This window comes from Paenibacillus sp. J22R56 (assembly GCF_056269375.1).
The window spans coordinates 346,246-362,505 of record NZ_JBWDNV010000006.1; the positions used below are offsets into that span (position 1 = coordinate 346,246).

Below are 16,260 nucleotides of genomic sequence, written 5' to 3' on the forward strand. Positions count from 1 at the left end.
AACAAGCACCTCCCTCCAGAATTAGATCGTTTGCATCGCAAGCTTCCGCCTATAGTAGCGCGTCGAGATAAAAGCGCTGATCTCAAACAAAACAATGAGCGGTAAAGTAACGGACAAATGGGATACAAAATCCGGAGGTGAAATAAGTGTTCCCACAATAGCCAGCCCAACATACGCATATTTACGAACTTGCTTTAGCTTGTCCGGTGTCAGCATACCTATACGCGTCAGAAAGGTCATAACAAGCGGCATTTCAAACGCAATTCCCATTGGCAGCAAGAAACTGATCAGAAACGACATATAATGCTGGATGCCATATACTTCATTGGCTCCCATCGACTGATTCAGCTTGATCATAAACTTGATCATCATCGGCAAGGCAACCGTGTATCCGAACAGCACGCCGCAGACGAACAGCAACGACGATGTCGGTACATATACAAGGGTGCTCTTTGCTTCATTTTCTGTCATGCCGGGTCTTGCAAATGCCCATAAGTGGTACATCAGGAACGGTAAGGTCAAGATGATCCCCACAAGGAGCGCACATTTCATATAGACGGCGATGCCATCTGACAAAGCGAATACGCTCCACTCCACTTCAATCGAACCCAAATGTCCTTTTACAAAGGTTAGTATCCTTGGCGCAACATACAGTCCTGCACATAAGGAGGCAATAAACCAGCCAGCCACATAGATAAGGCGTTTGCGGAGCTCTGTTAAATGACTGATCAAATCGCTGTCGATCGCCTCTGCCGCTTTGCCCATCGTTTTGCTCACACGAGTGAACCGCCTTTATCCAAATATTTCTGAACCCCTTCTGCCGTCCGGTAAGCCAGTGCACCAACCGTCGAGGTTGGATTATATCCACTGTTATGCGGGAAGTTGGAAGCGCCGCAGATGAACACATTCTCAGCATCCCACATCTGGAGATAGTTGTTGACTACAGAAGTCTTAGGGTCTGCTCCCATAATCGTTCCGCCAGTATTATGGGTGGATTGATAAGGGACGATATTGTATTGCTTAATCGAATCATGAATCTCCGTTTTGGTCGCACCCATCTCATCCGCAATCGCCTTTGTCTTCTGAGCGATGAACTTAACGAGCTCACGATCCTGATCTTCGAAATCAAATGTCATCCGAATCAGCGGCATGCCAAACGCATCCTTATATTCCGGATCGAGATCCAAATAGTGATAACGGTTCGGCATACTCGCACCTTGTCCGGTAACGGATAACACCCGGTTTGCGTTATGGATCGTTGCCTTCTTGAACTCAGCTCCCCACTTCGGTGTGTCAGCTGGAACAGGTTGATATTGAATTGGCCGTAAGCCAGTCTGGGTAAATCGGATATTCGCGCCATGCAGGAAGTTCAGATCGCTATGGTCGAAGTTATCGCCGTTGAAATCATCAATGCTGCTGCCTAGTGCCCCTGCACCCATGGCGAGGTTAAACTCACGGTCCTCATAAAAGGCACTTGTACTTGCACCATTCACCTGGTAGGCATAGTTACGTCCAACAGAGCCCTTTTCCGTTTGTGGATCATACGGCTCCCCTAGCTTGGAGGTCAACAGCAGTTTTACGTTCGTAAACAAGTAACCAGCAAGGATAACAACATCTGCAGGCTGCGTATATTCTTCACCTGTTGGCGTGTGGACATAAGTGACGCCAGTCGCTTTTTTGCCATCATGAATGATCTTGGTCACATTGGAATGGGTACGAAGCTCGAACTTACCTGTATTTTTGGCAACAGGCAGCACCGTAACAACAGGATCAGCTTTCGCGCCGTATTCACAGCCGAAACGTTCGCAGTAGCCGCAATATTGGCAAGGTGCTCTTTCCACTCCATCAGGGTTTTTGTATACCTCAGACAAGTTAGCTGACGGAATAACGTAAGGATGGTAGCCCAGCTTTTTCGCTGCATTTTCAAACAGCTTCATCCCTGGCGATTTCTTCATTGGTCCTGTAGGGAAAGGAGTAGACATCGCACCGATATTAGAAGGGATTTCCTTCTCTCCAGAAATGCCGGCCATTTGTTCATATTTCACAAAATAAGGCTCGAGCTGCTCGTACGTGATACCCCAATCACGGATTGTCATATTTTCCGGGATTTTCTTTTTACCATAACGCTCTACTGTCTTGCTGTAGATCTCAAAATCATAAGGCAAGAAACGATAATATTGACCGTTCCAGTGAACCCCTGCTCCTCCTAATCCATCTCCAAGCAGGAATGACCCGTATGTACGCATTGGCAATGCTCTCATCTTCATCGTGTTCCGGAAGGCGACGGTTTCCTTGGACAAATCCTGCATCAGCTCATACCGTGCAGCATAGCGAAGCTCGTCATGTACATGATAATAATCCTGTGTATCGCGGCTTTTGCCCCGTTCAATTCCTACAACGGATATTCCCGCCTTTGATAACTCGGCTGCAATTATGCCGCCGACCCAGCCCATGCCAACGATTACAACAGGAACCTTTGGAAGTTTAGTTGCCATTATGCTTTCCTCCTTTATCCGAGCTCAAGATGATCATGCAAGCTCATCGGCTCAAGTTTTACAAATTCTTCTTTTTCGATGTACTCGGTATAGCTCATTTGGTTGCCTGGGAAATTTCTCATCTTCCAACCGGCCATATTCTTATTGCCGCCATACAGTGGGTCAGCATAAACTCCCTCAAGCGTCAAATTGAGAAACATAGCGAAGAAATTCGATGCCGGAACGTCCTTTATCCCAATGTCGTCTTTATCAAAAGCTGTCAAGACGGCATCCTGCTCTTCTGGTGTAATCTCTATAAATGGTTTCTGATACTTCGTTGTGCTGTACTGATCTAGAGCATCCAAACCAAGTGCGATGAGCTCTCTGCGCTTAAATACTAGCTGGTAACCCTGCGTCGCTTCTGCTTTGTAATAAGGAGGCTGCATATAATCCCTTGAATTCGTGCCAAAGGCGCTTGCCATCTGATGGTCGATGAAGAAAGCAACCCCGAGTTCCTTCGCACCAGGGCCAAGATCGTCCTTCGGGAACAGCCGTTCAGCAGCAGCTTCTGCAATTTGGAATTGGTTCTGATTGAAGAACATCAACGCCTGGTTATAATCTTTGTTGTCCGTTGTCGTCTGCGGCGTGGCGGGTGTTTCTTCCTTGTCTGTGTCCTTGAGGTTAGCGCCAACTAATCCGCCAATCACTCCGCCTAAAACGACCCCGCCAATTGCTGTACCGGAATACTTGAGGAACCTTCGCCGTGATTCGTCCTGCGGCTGATTTGGTTTTTCATTTGCCATGTTGGTTGTCTCCTTACTATATCGTTTTAGAAGGTTTTCTAATTTTCTTCCAAAAGTTGATAAATTATTCACGAATTATTCCAATTGAGGAAACAACACAAAAAAGCTCGCCAAATCATAGCGACCTTACAAGTACATGTAAATCTTCTTACTAAAATCAATGAAACAACCTAGAACAGATCAAACCTACCCTTAATACGATGATAGCAGTTCTATTATTTAGGAGGTTTGTCCAATATGCTTAGAAAAAGAGCGACAATTAATAAGAAAGCTGCACCATGTTACAAGGTACAGCGGCATGTCCATGAATTTCAGGGCAGCACTCAGCTTGCTGAGGAAGGAGATGATCGTCATAATCACCGCTTCGCAGGTGTTACAGGTCAGGCGATTCCACGAGGAAACAGCCATGTTCATGAAATTGACTTGACCAATACAGATTTCTTTAATCATTTTCATAAATTGAAAAAAATTACGACAGGAGCAGCTATCCCTGTCGGAAGAGGCAAGCATGTTCATTTTGTAAAAGGCCAGACGACTTTCAATGATGGTCATGTTCATAAATTTAAATTTTCGACCTTAATTCAAGCTCCGCTAGTTAAATAAAGACCAAAAAAGAGATAGACTGCCGGTTATACCGATCGTCTATCTCTTTTTTGAAAACTATGTTAATACGTTGACTGGTGATCCATTCAAATACGCCTCAATATCAGCTACAATTCCATCATAAAATCCACGATAAGCAGCTTCCGTTACATAGCCGATATGCGGGGTAGCAAGCACATTCGGCAGCGATCGGAACGGATCATCCTGAGGCAGCGGCTCTAGTTCGAACACATCAATACCTGCACCTGCGATCTTACCGCTTCGCAGTGTCTCGATCAGAGCTTCCCGGTCAACAATGGGACCGCGGGAAGTATTAATCAGATATGCTGATGGACGCATTCTTTCGAGCTCACGGGCACCAAGTAATCCTCTCGTACGATCACCTAATACAAGATGAATAGATACAATATCGCTGCTCTCGAGCAACTCTTCCTTGGAAGACGCGAGGGTAACCCCTGCCGCCTCCGCTTTCTCAGCAGTGAGATTCTGGCTCCAGGCCATAACCTCCATGCCAAAAGCTTGTCCGATCCGAGCAACATTTGTCCCGATGTGACCAAGACCAAGCAAGCCAAGCCTTTTGTCTTTCAGATCAACCCCAATGGTTGATTGCCAACCACCGCTCCGTACCGCTTCATTTTCCAGTACCAGCTTCCTTGCAAGTCCAAGGATTAGCGCCCAAGTCAGCTCGGTTGTCCCTTCGCCTCCACCGCGTGTTCCACATACCGTTACGCCGAATTCGGCTGCAGCGACGAAGTCAATGGAGTTATTACGCATGCCGGTCGTAACCAGAAGTTTTAAGTTCGGCAAGCGTTCCAGTAACTCTCTCTGAAATGGCGTCCTCTCCCGCATGATCACGATAATCTCGCAATCTATGATCGCGGCAACAAGCTCATCCTTACTGTCAAAATGATGGTTGAACACTTTTAAATCAATCTGATCAGTAACTGTCGACCAATCTGCCATTGACAAGGCGACGTTCTGGTAATCATCTAATATCGCGCATTTCATAGGACATTCTCCTCCTCTGATACAAACCATAATAAGCTGGAATTAAAAAACAGCAAGCCCCTAAAATCTAGTAGGAGCTTGCTGCAGCTTATTATTATTTTGCTTGGATGTAGCCTTCAGCTTTCAACAGCTCGGCGATTAATACCGCGCCGCCTGCTGCGCCGCGAAGTGTGTTATGCGACAAACCTACGAATTTGAAATCGTAAAGGGAGTCTTCACGAAGACGTCCAACCGATACACCCATCCCGCCTTCAATGTCACGGTCCAGGTTCGTTTGTGGTCTGTTCTCTTCTTCGAAGTACGTAATGAATTGTTTAGGCGCACTTGGCAGACCCAGCTCTTGCGGGCGGCCTTGGAACTCTTTCCAACGCGCAAGAACTTCTTCTTTCGAAGGTTTGTTTTCGAACTTCACGAATACAGTAGCCAAATGTCCATCCGTTACAGGAACACGGATACATTGTGTTGTGATGATTGGCGAGCTCGCTTTCACGATTTCACCATCTTCAACAGTACCCCAGATCCGAAGCGGCTCTTGTTCGCTTTTCTCTTCTTCGCCGCCAATGTATGGGATAACGTTATCCAGCATTTCTGGCCAGTCTGTAAAGTTTTTACCTGCACCAGAGATCGCTTGATAAGTCGACGCTACTACTGTAGTCGGATTAAATTCACGCAAAGCATGAAGGGCAGGCACATAGCTTTGAATCGAGCAGTTTGGTTTAACCGCGATAAAGCCTGTTGTTGTACCTAGACGTTTTCTTTGCGCCTCAATCACTTCAAGATGCTCCGGGTTGATTTCTGGAATGACCATAGGAACATCCGCCGTCCAGCGGTGAGCCGAGTTGTTCGATACAACTGGCGTGCCTGTTTTCGCATAAGCTTCTTCCAGTGCTTGAATCTCTTTCTTAGGCATATCTACTGCGCAGAATACGAAATCAACTCCTGCGGCAACTTCTTCTACTTTAGAAGCGTCTTGCACAATAATATTTTTAACGGCTTCAGGAATTGGCGTAGCGAGTTTCCATCTTTTTTGGACAGATTCCAAATAGGTTTTGCCTGCCGAGCTTGCACTCGCTGCGATAGCCGTAACTTCAAACCAAGGATGCTGATCCAGCAATTGAACAAAGCGCTGGCCAACCATGCCTGTTCCTCCAACAATACCAACTTTAAGTTTTTGTGACATAAGTGTATTCAAATCCTTTCAGCCTGATTTTGTATGCCGTACCTTACATGTATGCGGTATATTTCCCTTTGCCACCAAGGCGTACCAGCTTTCGCCGTCCTTTGGTTTAAAATAAAAAAATCCCACCCCCAAGACTCCTATAGTCTCAGGGACGAGATTTGAATACTCGTGGTACCACCCTAAATTCGCGGATATGTCGCCATATCAGCCTCTTCGAGTACGGCATTACAACCGTAACGCTTATACTCTAGCTCTGTAACAGGAGCTCCTGTCACACCATCCCCTACCTATCGGTTCCGATGTGCTGCTCAGAGTCTTTCTTCAATAAATTATTCTTTGCTCCTTTTCAGCATGCGGAGCTCTCTGGGAAAGAATTCATTTATTTACTCGTCTCTTCATTGCATTTCATATTGCGATTATAATAACAAAAATCCTACCTGAGGTAAACCCATTTCGCAAAAAAATTAACGGCTTTCAGCCGCTATCACGTTTAGTGGTTTATAGGCTTTGAAATAGACCCAAGCTGCATTGAGAAGCAGAATAGCTCCAGTTGTGAAAAATACAGCGCGTAGACTGAACCATGCAGCAATTTGACCGCCAAGGATTGAGCCGATGAATACGCCAAGATATCCTGCCGACATGGAAAAACCGAACACTCTGCCGGTCAGCGCATCCGGTGTAATTTTCTTGAGTAGAATATTGACTGACGGATTAAGTCCTCCTGCTGCCAGCCCTAACAAGAAGCGGAGAACCATAAGCTCCCATGGCTGATGGACTAAAGCCTGCGGAATAAACAGCAGCCCCGCAACAATGAGCGCGATAAGCATTACTTTGTGTGCACCAATCTTATCCGAGAGCCTGCCGAGTCTTGGTGCAGCCATCATATTTGCGAGTCCGGACGAAGAGAAAATAAAACCGGCCAGCAAAGCAACATGCTCGGTATTGCTCGTTAAACTTGTGACATACAACGTTAAGACGGGTTCAATGGAATACATCGCCATCGTCAAGGCAAAATATGTCACGAATAATGTGATGATTAAGTTTTTCTCAGGGATGCTGCTCCATATTTCCTTCGTGCTCTGCGCTTTTTTCTCTACACGGGTGAAATTCTCTTTCACAAACAGCAGCGTTGTAATAAAAGCGAACAATAAGAGCACACCAGTAATAAAGAATACATTCCGCATACCAAAATGCAGTTCAATAAAGCCACCGATGGACGGTCCGAGTAAGGAACCCGCAATCCCAGCTGTAGACAAAGTACCAAGCGCCCAGCCGGCATGTGCTTTGTCGGTCTGTGTAGCAATCAGAGCTGTACAGGCTGAGGCGTATCCGGTAATGATGCCTTGCAGCAAGCGCAGGCCAATCAGTTCATACACATTCTGTGCAAAGCCCATACTAAAAATGACGATTGCCATGCCAAGACTTGCCCTTAGCAGCATAGGCTTCCGCCCGAATTTATCCGCTGCGATTCCCCATATTGGGGAAAACACAGCGGACAGGATAAAGGTAATACCAAACGCAAGACCGGAATACTGCTCCACCAAATGGGTATCAGAAACACCAAGATGGTTGATGTACAGCGGCAGCACCGGTGCAATCTGGCTCATACCGATACTTGCAACAAACACGCCGAACCAACAGACGTACAGGTTTCTTTTCCAAATTGGCATTTCTGCCAGGCCTCCTTCTACCTAAAGCCCGTTGATTAAGACAGTGTCCGGGTCCAAGCATCAACGGTCTGAACTTCAGCTTGACGAGGGAATACTTTCTCCGTGAGGACGCGGTGAACCTCAGGATCTGCATCGAGGCAAGCATCCTTAAGAACAGTAACCGTATAATCTTTGTCAGCTGCTTCCCGCAAAGTGGATAACACAACGCCGCTTGTAGCGATACCGCTTAGAATAAGGGTGTCGATCTGAAGACCTCGTAAAAGAACATCGAGATTGCTGCCAGCAAAAGCACTCACCCGGAACTTCGTTACTAACGGCTCGCCTGGCATTGGTTTTACGGATTCATGGATTTGTGTTGCTTCATCCGTGAAGGTCATTCCACCGTGCTTAGAAAGGGCAGAAAATGCCTTATTGCGTGGACTGACTTCTAGGTATCCCTCGTTAAAAGCAACCCGGACATAAATAACTTGTATTTTATGCTGACGAGCAGCCTCTATGGCTTTTTGGAACGGAAGTAAAACTTCCTCATTTTGTGCAAACCGCGATACGAATCCATTTTGCAGATCCATGACTAATAGTGCTGTGTTGTTGTGGTTGTTCATTCGTTGTACACACTCCTTGTTCGTATGATAATATTAAGCGGAGAACTCTCCTCTTGACCTCTTGATATTAAACGGAGACCTCTCCGTTTGTCAATAATGGTGGAAAATAGTCACCAGGATAGGAAGTGAACCGATCATGAAAGAAGAAGACATCACTCCCCCAAGAGCGGAACGCCGGGATGCTGCCGAGAATCGTCAGCGGATCTTGAATGCGGCCCTTCAATTGTTTGAACAGCATGGTGTCGAACAAGTCAGTATGAATCAAATCGCAGCATTAGCACAGATCGGTCCTGGCACCTTATATCGTCGTTACCGGAATAAGAGTGAGCTATGTCTGGACTTAATGAAAGATAATCTTGTGATCTTATTTGAGGATATTGATGCTTATCTGGAGCAGCAACGTGCCGATTCACCAAGCTCGAGACTGAAAGGTATTCTGAGCTTATTCATCGTGTTTCGGGAGAAGAAAGCTCAACTACTGAAAGGCGTTGAAGACTCCTCTGCTATGAATCGGCCAAATTCCCGTACAAAAGGACCTCTCTACCACGAGCTGCATGAGCTGCTGGTACAGCTGTTCGATGAAATGCTTACTGCAACTGGTCAAACGCAGCCAAACAGCGTTTTCCGTGCCGATATGCTGCTTAGCGGTGTAAGCAGTGACTCTTATTTATTCCAGCGTGAAGTTCGCGGGTATACACCAGAAATCATCCTGGAGCAGCTTTGCGCAACCTTCATTTCGGAAAATTAAGCAAAAAACCAGCAAAATCCATGGATCTGGATTGCTGGTTTTTTATGCTTGTCTATAATCGTTTCAACGGCTTCTCTGCTGGACCTTCTAGCACTTCACCTGTGATCGCAAATCGAGAACCATGACATGGGCAATCCCATGTACGTTCCCCATTATTCCATTCCACTTCACAACCCATATGTGTGCAAGTCGTATCCACAAGATAAAGCTGACCTTCCTTGTCCCGATACCCACCTGCCCGACGTCCATGGATTTGCACCACGCTGCCTTCATCCTTCTCAAGCTGTTCTGGACGTTTCTTAACATGCTCCAGCTTACCGGTAATCAGATGTTTGGCAACATCGACATTATCTGTAATCAGCTTTCCTACCGTCTTCCAAGATAAGGAGCGAGACGGAGCAAACAGCGATTCATAAGGATTATCCTTTTCCAAGATCGAATTCCGAATAAGAAGAGCTGCCGCTGTTCCGTTCGTCATCCCCCATTTTCTGAAACCAGTTGCGATATAGACATTAGGGGTTGAAGCAGTGATCCGACCAATAAAAGGAAGCTTATCTCCCGTTGCTAGATCCTGCGCAGACCATCTGTAAGCAATTTCTTTTAGGTTAAACTGATTTTCCGCAAATCTCCTCAGCTCATCGTAATGATTAATTGTGCAGATGCCCTGCCCTGCTTTATGACTCTGACCACCTAGAATAATGAGCTTAGATTGATCCTCAAGCTCGGTATAGCGGATGGAACGTTTGGGATCCTCTGCGCTTAGATACATGCCGCCTGGATAATCATCCTCTACCTTGAGCCCAAGCACATAAGAACGATCAGCATGCATGCGAGCAAAATAAAACCCCTGCCCATCATAGAAAGGAAAATGGGTGCATGAAACAACATATTTGCATTCGATTCTGTGCCCGTCACTTGTCATGACCTTTGGTGTATCGACTTGTTCTATATCGACAGCCGTCGTGTGTTCATAGATCTGTCCGCCTTGCTTGACAAATTCATCCACGAGCTTATGAAGATAGTCCAAGGGGTGGAACTGCGCTTGGCTTTCCATTTTCACAGCACCAAACATCGGAAGCTTCAAAGGTATTTTATCCAAATAAGCTCCTGGAATGCCTAATTCCTGATAAGCCTTCGCTTCTTTCTCAACCTTCACGATATAGTCCACATGATGGGTATATACATATGCATCCTGCATGGTATAGCCGCATTCGATTTGATGCTTGTCGATCGTTTGCTCGATAAAGCTCATAGCTTCTTTAGCCGCTTGATAATACAGAGAAGCTTTCTCTTTCCCTTCGGATTGAATAAGTTCATCGTAGATCAAGTCATGTTGTGCGGTTATTTTGGCTGTTGTATGGGCGGTTGTCCCGCTCAAAATTTCTCCTGCTTCTAACAATGCAACGCGGAATCCTTCTTGGATGAGTAAATACGCTGTAGTAATCCCGGAGATTCCGCCGCCTACGACAACAATATCGGTCTCACTATTTTGCTCAAGCTTCGGATATTTCGGGCGTTCCGTCTGTGAAGCAGTCCAATAGGACTCGGGAAACTGCGGCAGCTGTTTGTGATAGGTCATTGGAATAGTCCTCTCTCTCGTCGGTAAACATATATTCCCTTAATTTGCACCTGGAGGAGGATTATATTCGTTAGTCTGTCAAAGAGTTGATCGCTTTCTTGTCTCCCTTAGGAGAGGAAGCATGAAGGAAGAACCTGCAATGATCAATACACCGCTGATCACATACACCATAAGAAGGGAGAATGTATCCTTCAAATAACCGGACAAAAACATCCCAATCACCATCATCCCCATAAATACAGGCATAATCGCTCCCGATACCCGCCCGATATATGCCATCTCTGTGTTCCGAACAATAAGCGTCTGAATTCCACCCTGAATGGCAGGGTAAACGAATCCGCTAATAATTAGTAGGACTAATGTCAGCCAAATTAGCGTTGATGCTCCAATTCCAATCGTACAAACAGCAGTGATAAGCAGGCCTGATACAAAGAGCAGCTGTGGCTTTACCTTTTTCGCCGCCCCCATGATTACAGCTCCTCCTAGAAGCATAGCAGCACCATTTGTCATCACCAGCCATTGAAGAAAAGATTTCTCTTGCCCTAACTGCTCAACGACGATAAAAATCTGAAGCGGCTGCGTCAGACCTGAGGCAAACCCTACAACCGCAAAGGTTAGGATGAGTGTTCGTAAGGACAGATTTGACCAGACGTAATTCAGACCGGCAGTTAATTCTTTGGCAAAGCTGCTTTCTTGGTTAGACTTTGGTTCGTCTGCGTCTCGAGGAAGCGTCGCTAAGATAAACGATGAACCTAAGAATAGAACAGCCGTTAGGATAAGAGAAACATGAATACCAAGCTTGATAAAAATGACTGTACCAATAACAGGTCCAAGCACCATAAAGATCGCGGCGAGTGTCTGAGACATTGCCATAACACTCTGCAGCTGCTCACCAGGTACATGCCGTTTATACAGCTTCATTGCTGATGGCTGTGAAAATTGTGACAAGCTGGCAGAAATGAATGATCCAATGAGCAGCGCCATCCATCCGCCGGATATAAGAGCAATCAGAACAGCGACAACGGATATGGAGGACAGCAGATCACTCCCGACCATTGTCCGCTTCGGCTTCCATTTGTCTGCTAAAGTCCCGCCAATAAGCGCAAATAGAAAGATCGGAGCAAATTCCGCTACCGAGATCAGGGAAACATAGACCGGATTATTATCCGTAAGGTCCGTCACATAGAGGAGGACGGCATAATTTCGAATCCATATTCCCAAATGCAGAAGCACCCGGGAGAAAATAATCGTTCGAACATAACGATTGGCAAACATGTTAAATACCTCTTATCTTTTGATTTTTTAAAAATAAACATGGAGGTCGCAGTAGACTCCCTCCAATTACAACAACGATAGGTTGCTTTTTCTGATTCACCTCGCCAACTTCGGATTTACTCGGTTACTAATTTACTAATTTACTAAATAACTGGTGTCAGTGTATCTTGGATTTCTTCATACGTCAACCCGGTTTTAATGACAGATAGAATATCTTTCTACCCACCGACCTCGTTCTTGCCTGATACAGCATGGTTTTTCCGACTTAATTGGCTACTTTCCTAAATTGCACTGAATCTTGTAAACCCTTCAATTCCGCGCATACAAAAGAAAAACAAAAAACTTTCTGCTCACCTGTCACAAAACCGGTCACTCAATTGTCTTAGATAACGAGAACAACACAATACGATTATATTGGAGGAATATCATATGAAATTACGTTTAGATCACCGCGAGGCTAACCCTGCTGCTCTTCAAGCTTTGATGAAACTTGAAGGTACAGCCATGCAAATGAACCCGGACAAAACTCTATACGAGTTAATCAAAATTCGCGCATCGCAAATTAACGGCTGTGCTTTCTGTCTGGATATGCACACTACTGATGCTCGAAAAATTGGGGAATCGGAGCAGCGTATTAATCTGATCGCGGTTTGGCGGGAAACACCTTTGTTTACCGAGAAGGAACGCGCTGTACTTGCACTTACGGAAGCACTCACTCTTGTAGCAAACGCTGGTGTTCCGCAAGAGATTTATGAAGAGGTTCGTAAACACTTTACTGAAGCGGAATATGTCGGCTTGATCATGGCGGTTAATGCCATCAACAGCTGGAATCGAATCGCTATTGCTACTGGCATGTTCCCAGGTTGTTACGAGGCATAAGAACAGCTTGTCCCTGAGAAACCACTCCATGGAGAGTGGTTTCTTGTCGTTTGTTACGTTATGATCAATTTAGCTAATATTAGGAGGTCGATGTACTTGACGTCGAACGAAATGACAATGGAAGTGGAACAACTATACCGGGAATTTAAGCCCCTGCTTACCTCAATTGCCTATCGCATGCTTGGTTCCATGAGTGAAGCAGAGGACGCGGTCCAGGATGTGTTCGTCACGGTCAGTAAGCTCGACGGAATCGACATCGAACATCCAAAAGCTTATTTAGCCAAACTCGTAACGAACCGCGTATTGAATCTCATGAAATCTGCTCCCCGCCAGCGGGAAAGCTATCCCGGGCAATGGCTTCCTGAACCGGTAATTGAGTTTGATACGGAGTCAATGCCGCTTGAAAGTGTTATTCAAAATGAGCAGCTGGGCTATGCCCTGCTTGTGTTATTACAGACTTGTACCCCGCCAGAGCGCGCAGTATTTGTATTACGGGAGTCCTTCGGTTATGATTATGCCGAAATTGCAGCCATGCTGGATAAATCGGAAGCTGCCTGCCGTAAAATTTTCAGCCGCGCCTCAGCGAAGATTGGCCATTCTTCTGTAATCGAAAATAAGACCTCTCTCGATGACTCCATGAATCGCTTTGTTCAATCCTTCTCACAAGCGATTCATACCGGACGCTTAGACAGCTTCATCCATCTGCTTACTGATGATGCAGTGCTGCTTACCGACGGTGGAGGAATTGTTCGTTCCGCTCTTAATCCCATTATGGGTCCACAGCGAATTGTCGCTTTTTTCGATGGCATTGCAAAGAAAGGTGCATTCGAAGGGACCTGGCAGCCGGCCTCAATCAGTGGTCAGCAAGGCCTTCTTCTTATGCAAAACAATCAAATTGTGAAAGCCTATGTATTCGAGCCTGATGAACAATCCAATAAAATTCGAGCTATTTATGTAATCTCTAATCCAGAGAAGCTGACCCGATAGCCTTAAACAAACAGACCTTTTCTCGAAACATGAGAAAGGTCTGTTTTTATTTAAACTTTGCAATTTTCTTTCTTTAGCGTTAAAATAACCAAACATCCTACGTTTAAAGAAGGAGCATGACCATGTTAAAACAAACGAAACGATTAACGCTTGTTGAGCAAGTCGCTGAGCAGATCGAAGGTTTGATCACATCTGGTGTTTGGGCGGTTGGTTCACGTGTCCCTCCTGAGCCGGAACTAATGGAACAGCTTCAGGTAAGTCGTAACACATTAAGAGAAGCTATTCGTGCACTTACGCATGCTGGTTTGTTAAAAACTAGACAAGGCGACGGTACATACGTGTGCTCATCAAGTGCGCTTGGACCTGTTCTAAAGAAGAGAATTATGCGTTCCAAAATGCTCGAGACACTTGAAGTCAGGCAGGCCTTAGAGCAAGAAGCCGTTAAGCTGGCCGCCTTACGCAGGGATGAAGAGGATCTGGTGAAGATAACCTATTGCCTTGAGCAATGCAAGCTGGCAATTAACACGCAGGATCCCCAAACCTATGCCAAATGGGACATTGAGTTCCATCAGGCCGTTGTCTCTGCTTCCCATAATGACTTACTTATTGAGCTATATGATTATATCTCGGAAAGCCTGCAGCACATTGTAGTGGAACTATTCGAAAAAGCTGATTTTAAAAAGTACTATGACACGCATGAACAGCTTCTCCAGGCTATTACAGGACGAGACAGCGATAAAGCGGTTGAAATCGCACATCTATTCATACAAGAATCTCAACAACATCTTACGAGTGACAACATGACCGGAACCGGAGGACATCTTCATGAATCAAATAAACAGCCTGATCAGACCAGAGGTTAAAAAAACATCCGGATTTCTGCTCGTATTAGGCATCATTTTTGTTGCTGCTAATCTCAGAGCACCAATCACATCAGTTGGTCCACTAGTCAATTACATCCGGGAGTCCACGGGTATTACCCATACCGTAGCCGGACTTCTAACTACAGTTCCTTTGCTCGCTTTTACCTTCATGTCCCCTTTCGCTCCGCAGCTGGCGAGACGTTATGGCATGGAGCGTGTCATCCTGTATGCCTTGCTGCTTCTTGCGGCAGGTACAGTCATTCGTTCCTTTTCAAGTGCATTTGCGTTATTTGGTGGGACCATGCTGATTGGCTTATCGATAGCGATATGTAATGTGTTGATACCCGGTCTCGTTAAACGGGATTATTCGAACAAAGTGGGTCTGATGACCGGCATATACTCTGTCTCTATGAATTTATGCGGAGCGCTTGCTTCGGGGATCAGCGTGCCGCTTGCACGTGATGCGGGACTTGGCTGGCAAGGTGCTTTAACCTGCTGGCTTGTACTTACAGCGATCGCCATTGTATGCTGGCTTCCACGAACCCGCCAGGTTCAAATGAAAGCAGCTATTTCTCATTCCGACAGCAAATCTGTCGCAGCTAGACCATGGCGATCTTCATTAGCCTGGCAGGTTACGTTCTTTATGGGACTTCAATCCTTTATCTTTTATAATCTGGTCGCTTGGCTTCCTGAAATTTTGAACAGCCGTGGGATGAGCGATGACACAGCCGGCTGGATGCTGTCGCTTATTCAATTATCCATGCTGCCTTTTACTTTTCTAATTCCGATCATTGCTAGCCGAATGAAAAACCAAAGGGTTCTTGTTATTATCACTACTCTTCTCTATCTCGCAGGCATTGGTGGACTCTTAATCGACGGAAATACGCTCGTACCTTTATGGTCTGTTCTTATCGGTATTGCTGGTGCAGGTTCGTTCAGTCTCGCTATGTTATTCTTCACCTTGCGGACTCGTACAGCGCAAACCGCTGCAGAACTATCCGGTATGGCGCAATCCGTTGGTTATCTACTTGCAGCAATTGGTCCCTTACTATTTGGTGTCATCCATGACGCAACGCATCACTGGACGGTCTCCATTCTAATGCTGATTGCGGCAAGCTTGCTTATCTTGATTTTTGGCATGGGAGCAGCACGTGATCGTTATGTAGGCAATCAAGCCAATTAAACAAAAAACAACTCCGAACAACGGAGTTGTTTTTTTTTGTTTAACCTTCTACAATATCAGCTTCCAGCTCACTGGCAATCTCAAGCATCTTCGGAATCACTGCTTCGTTAGTACCGGAAACGTAAAGGTCTCCATCATAAAGCCGGAATGGGATCTTCACCTCTCCAAAGCTCCACATAAAGAAGTCTCCATCTATGGACATCGTGCTCTCAGGACCCTTCACCGTAAAGACAGGACTATATTCAAAATCCGGCTTGGAAGCAAACAGCTCCTTGCATTCCTCTATAGTAAGGTCAAGCACATTGCCCGATTCTTTAAGTGATCTAGTAATGCGATAACGTTGGCTCATTAAAAGGCCTCCTATTTCATACATAGTCATAAACATTCCTATTATTATACATGACTT

General features: G+C 45.7%; 16 protein-coding genes and 1 other annotated feature. Of the genes, 6 read left to right on the plus strand and 10 right to left on the minus strand.

Going from position 1 to position 16,260, the window contains the following annotated elements:
- Nucleotides 1-21 precede the first annotated feature (21 nt).
- From tatC to AC0YNT_RS16715, 3 genes are read right to left on the minus strand one after another with little or no spacing between them, the layout of a single operon-like run.
- Nucleotides 22-777 carry a twin-arginine translocase subunit TatC gene (tatC, locus tag AC0YNT_RS16705; RefSeq protein WP_475805639.1) on the minus strand — a complete coding sequence of 252 codons (756 nt, stop codon included), beginning with the start codon at nucleotides 775-777 and terminating at the stop codon, nucleotides 22-24.
- A complete protein-coding gene (locus AC0YNT_RS16710) occupies nucleotides 774-2,495 on the minus strand; it encodes a GMC family oxidoreductase (protein WP_167274947.1) in 1,722 nt (573 codons plus the stop codon). The genes tatC and AC0YNT_RS16710 overlap by 4 nt, the downstream gene beginning before the upstream one ends.
- 14 nt (nucleotides 2,496-2,509) lie before the next feature.
- The gene (locus AC0YNT_RS16715) at nucleotides 2,510-3,277 is read right to left on the minus strand and encodes a gluconate 2-dehydrogenase subunit 3 family protein (RefSeq protein ID WP_475805640.1); all 768 of its coding nucleotides are present in this window, start codon (nucleotides 3,275-3,277) and stop codon (nucleotides 2,510-2,512) included.
- A gap of 237 nt (nucleotides 3,278-3,514) precedes the next feature.
- On the opposite strand from AC0YNT_RS16715, the gene AC0YNT_RS16720 reads away from it, so the two are divergent.
- Nucleotides 3,515-3,880 (plus strand): YmaF family protein, encoded by a 366-nt coding sequence (locus AC0YNT_RS16720; protein ID WP_167274937.1) that lies wholly within the window; start codon nucleotides 3,515-3,517, stop codon nucleotides 3,878-3,880.
- A gap of 57 nt (nucleotides 3,881-3,937) precedes the next feature.
- On the opposite strand, the gene AC0YNT_RS16725 is transcribed toward AC0YNT_RS16720, so the two are convergent.
- From AC0YNT_RS16725 to AC0YNT_RS16740, 4 genes are all read right to left on the minus strand, one after another.
- Nucleotides 3,938-4,888, minus strand: coding sequence for a D-2-hydroxyacid dehydrogenase family protein (locus AC0YNT_RS16725; protein ID WP_475805641.1), 951 nt, complete (start codon nucleotides 4,886-4,888; stop codon nucleotides 3,938-3,940).
- Between the two features lie 94 nt (nucleotides 4,889-4,982).
- On the minus strand, nucleotides 4,983-6,068 hold the full coding sequence (gene asd / locus AC0YNT_RS16730) for an aspartate-semialdehyde dehydrogenase (RefSeq protein WP_475805642.1): 1,086 nt from the start codon (nucleotides 6,066-6,068) through the stop codon (nucleotides 4,983-4,985).
- A 144-nt stretch (nucleotides 6,069-6,212) separates the two neighbouring features.
- Nucleotides 6,213-6,476: a binding site (T-box leader), on the minus strand.
- Between the two features lie 56 nt (nucleotides 6,477-6,532).
- Nucleotides 6,533-7,738 carry a multidrug efflux MFS transporter gene (locus AC0YNT_RS16735; protein ID WP_475805643.1) on the minus strand — a complete coding sequence of 402 codons (1,206 nt, stop codon included), beginning with the start codon at nucleotides 7,736-7,738 and terminating at the stop codon, nucleotides 6,533-6,535.
- A 35-nt stretch (nucleotides 7,739-7,773) separates the two neighbouring features.
- A complete protein-coding gene (locus AC0YNT_RS16740) occupies nucleotides 7,774-8,340 on the minus strand; it encodes a cysteine hydrolase family protein (RefSeq protein WP_475805644.1) in 567 nt (188 codons plus the stop codon).
- 136 nt (nucleotides 8,341-8,476) lie between these two features.
- Here AC0YNT_RS16740 and AC0YNT_RS16745 point away from each other — a divergent pair, with 136 nt between their 5' ends.
- Nucleotides 8,477-9,088, plus strand: coding sequence for a TetR/AcrR family transcriptional regulator (locus AC0YNT_RS16745; protein ID WP_475805645.1), 612 nt, complete (start codon nucleotides 8,477-8,479; stop codon nucleotides 9,086-9,088).
- 52 nt (nucleotides 9,089-9,140) lie between these two features.
- Here AC0YNT_RS16745 and AC0YNT_RS16750 read toward each other — a convergent pair whose 3' ends face one another.
- Both AC0YNT_RS16750 and AC0YNT_RS16755 read right to left on the minus strand, forming a co-directional pair.
- Entirely contained in the window at nucleotides 9,141-10,667 is a 1,527-nt protein-coding gene (locus tag AC0YNT_RS16750) for an FAD-dependent oxidoreductase (protein ID WP_475805646.1), read from the minus strand.
- Between the two features lie 78 nt (nucleotides 10,668-10,745).
- Nucleotides 10,746-11,942 (minus strand): MFS transporter, encoded by a 1,197-nt coding sequence (locus AC0YNT_RS16755; RefSeq protein ID WP_475805647.1) that lies wholly within the window; start codon nucleotides 11,940-11,942, stop codon nucleotides 10,746-10,748.
- Nucleotides 11,943-12,371: 429 nt separating this feature from the next.
- Here AC0YNT_RS16755 and AC0YNT_RS16760 point away from each other — a divergent pair, with 429 nt between their 5' ends.
- From AC0YNT_RS16760 to AC0YNT_RS16775, 4 genes are all read left to right on the plus strand, one after another.
- Nucleotides 12,372-12,821 carry a carboxymuconolactone decarboxylase family protein gene (locus tag AC0YNT_RS16760; RefSeq protein WP_475805648.1) on the plus strand — a complete coding sequence of 150 codons (450 nt, stop codon included), beginning with the start codon at nucleotides 12,372-12,374 and terminating at the stop codon, nucleotides 12,819-12,821.
- A gap of 96 nt (nucleotides 12,822-12,917) precedes the next feature.
- Nucleotides 12,918-13,808 carry an RNA polymerase sigma factor SigJ gene (gene sigJ, locus AC0YNT_RS16765; protein WP_475805649.1) on the plus strand — a complete coding sequence of 297 codons (891 nt, stop codon included), beginning with the start codon at nucleotides 12,918-12,920 and terminating at the stop codon, nucleotides 13,806-13,808.
- Nucleotides 13,809-13,930: 122 nt separating this feature from the next.
- Nucleotides 13,931-14,671, plus strand: a complete 741-nt coding sequence (locus tag AC0YNT_RS16770; RefSeq protein ID WP_475805650.1) for a FadR/GntR family transcriptional regulator — start codon at nucleotides 13,931-13,933, stop codon at nucleotides 14,669-14,671.
- The gene (locus tag AC0YNT_RS16775; protein ID WP_475805651.1) at nucleotides 14,634-15,854 is read left to right on the plus strand and encodes a CynX/NimT family MFS transporter; all 1,221 of its coding nucleotides are present in this window, start codon (nucleotides 14,634-14,636) and stop codon (nucleotides 15,852-15,854) included. Before AC0YNT_RS16770 ends, AC0YNT_RS16775 begins: the two co-directional genes overlap by 38 nt.
- A 40-nt stretch (nucleotides 15,855-15,894) precedes the next feature.
- Here the strand turns inward: AC0YNT_RS16775 and AC0YNT_RS16780 are convergent, their stop codons facing one another.
- On the minus strand, nucleotides 15,895-16,203 hold the full coding sequence (locus AC0YNT_RS16780) for a hypothetical protein (RefSeq protein ID WP_475805652.1): 309 nt from the start codon (nucleotides 16,201-16,203) through the stop codon (nucleotides 15,895-15,897).
- Between the last annotated feature and the right edge of the window lie 57 nt (nucleotides 16,204-16,260).

What these genes read in the sequence shown, in the direction of transcription:
- AC0YNT_RS16775 (WP_475805651.1), top strand. Translation starts at nt 14,634, where the DNA reads ATGAATCAAATAAACAGCCTGATCAGACCAGAGGTTAAAAAAACATCC.
- AC0YNT_RS16720 (WP_167274937.1), top strand. Translation starts at nt 3,515, where the DNA reads ATGCTTAGAAAAAGAGCGACAATTAATAAGAAAGCTGCACCATGTTAC.
- AC0YNT_RS16760 (WP_475805648.1), top strand. Translation starts at nt 12,372, where the DNA reads ATGAAATTACGTTTAGATCACCGCGAGGCTAACCCTGCTGCTCTTCAA.
- asd (WP_475805642.1), bottom strand. Translation starts at nt 6,068, where the DNA reads ATGTCACAAAAACTTAAAGTTGGTATTGTTGGAGGAACAGGCATGGTT.
- AC0YNT_RS16710 (WP_167274947.1), bottom strand. Translation starts at nt 2,495, where the DNA reads ATGGCAACTAAACTTCCAAAGGTTCCTGTTGTAATCGTTGGCATGGGC.
- AC0YNT_RS16715 (WP_475805640.1), bottom strand. Translation starts at nt 3,277, where the DNA reads ATGGCAAATGAAAAACCAAATCAGCCGCAGGACGAATCACGGCGAAGG.
- AC0YNT_RS16750 (WP_475805646.1), bottom strand. Translation starts at nt 10,667, where the DNA reads ATGACCTATCACAAACAGCTGCCGCAGTTTCCCGAGTCCTATTGGACT.
- AC0YNT_RS16755 (WP_475805647.1), bottom strand. Translation starts at nt 11,942, where the DNA reads ATGTTTGCCAATCGTTATGTTCGAACGATTATTTTCTCCCGGGTGCTT.
- AC0YNT_RS16740 (WP_475805644.1), bottom strand. Translation starts at nt 8,340, where the DNA reads ATGAACAACCACAACAACACAGCACTATTAGTCATGGATCTGCAAAAT.
- AC0YNT_RS16780 (WP_475805652.1), bottom strand. Translation starts at nt 16,203, where the DNA reads ATGAGCCAACGTTATCGCATTACTAGATCACTTAAAGAATCGGGCAAT.
- AC0YNT_RS16735 (WP_475805643.1), bottom strand. Translation starts at nt 7,738, where the DNA reads ATGCCAATTTGGAAAAGAAACCTGTACGTCTGTTGGTTCGGCGTGTTT.
- AC0YNT_RS16745 (WP_475805645.1), top strand. Translation starts at nt 8,477, where the DNA reads ATGAAAGAAGAAGACATCACTCCCCCAAGAGCGGAACGCCGGGATGCT.
- AC0YNT_RS16770 (WP_475805650.1), top strand. Translation starts at nt 13,931, where the DNA reads ATGTTAAAACAAACGAAACGATTAACGCTTGTTGAGCAAGTCGCTGAG.
- AC0YNT_RS16725 (WP_475805641.1), bottom strand. Translation starts at nt 4,888, where the DNA reads ATGAAATGCGCGATATTAGATGATTACCAGAACGTCGCCTTGTCAATG.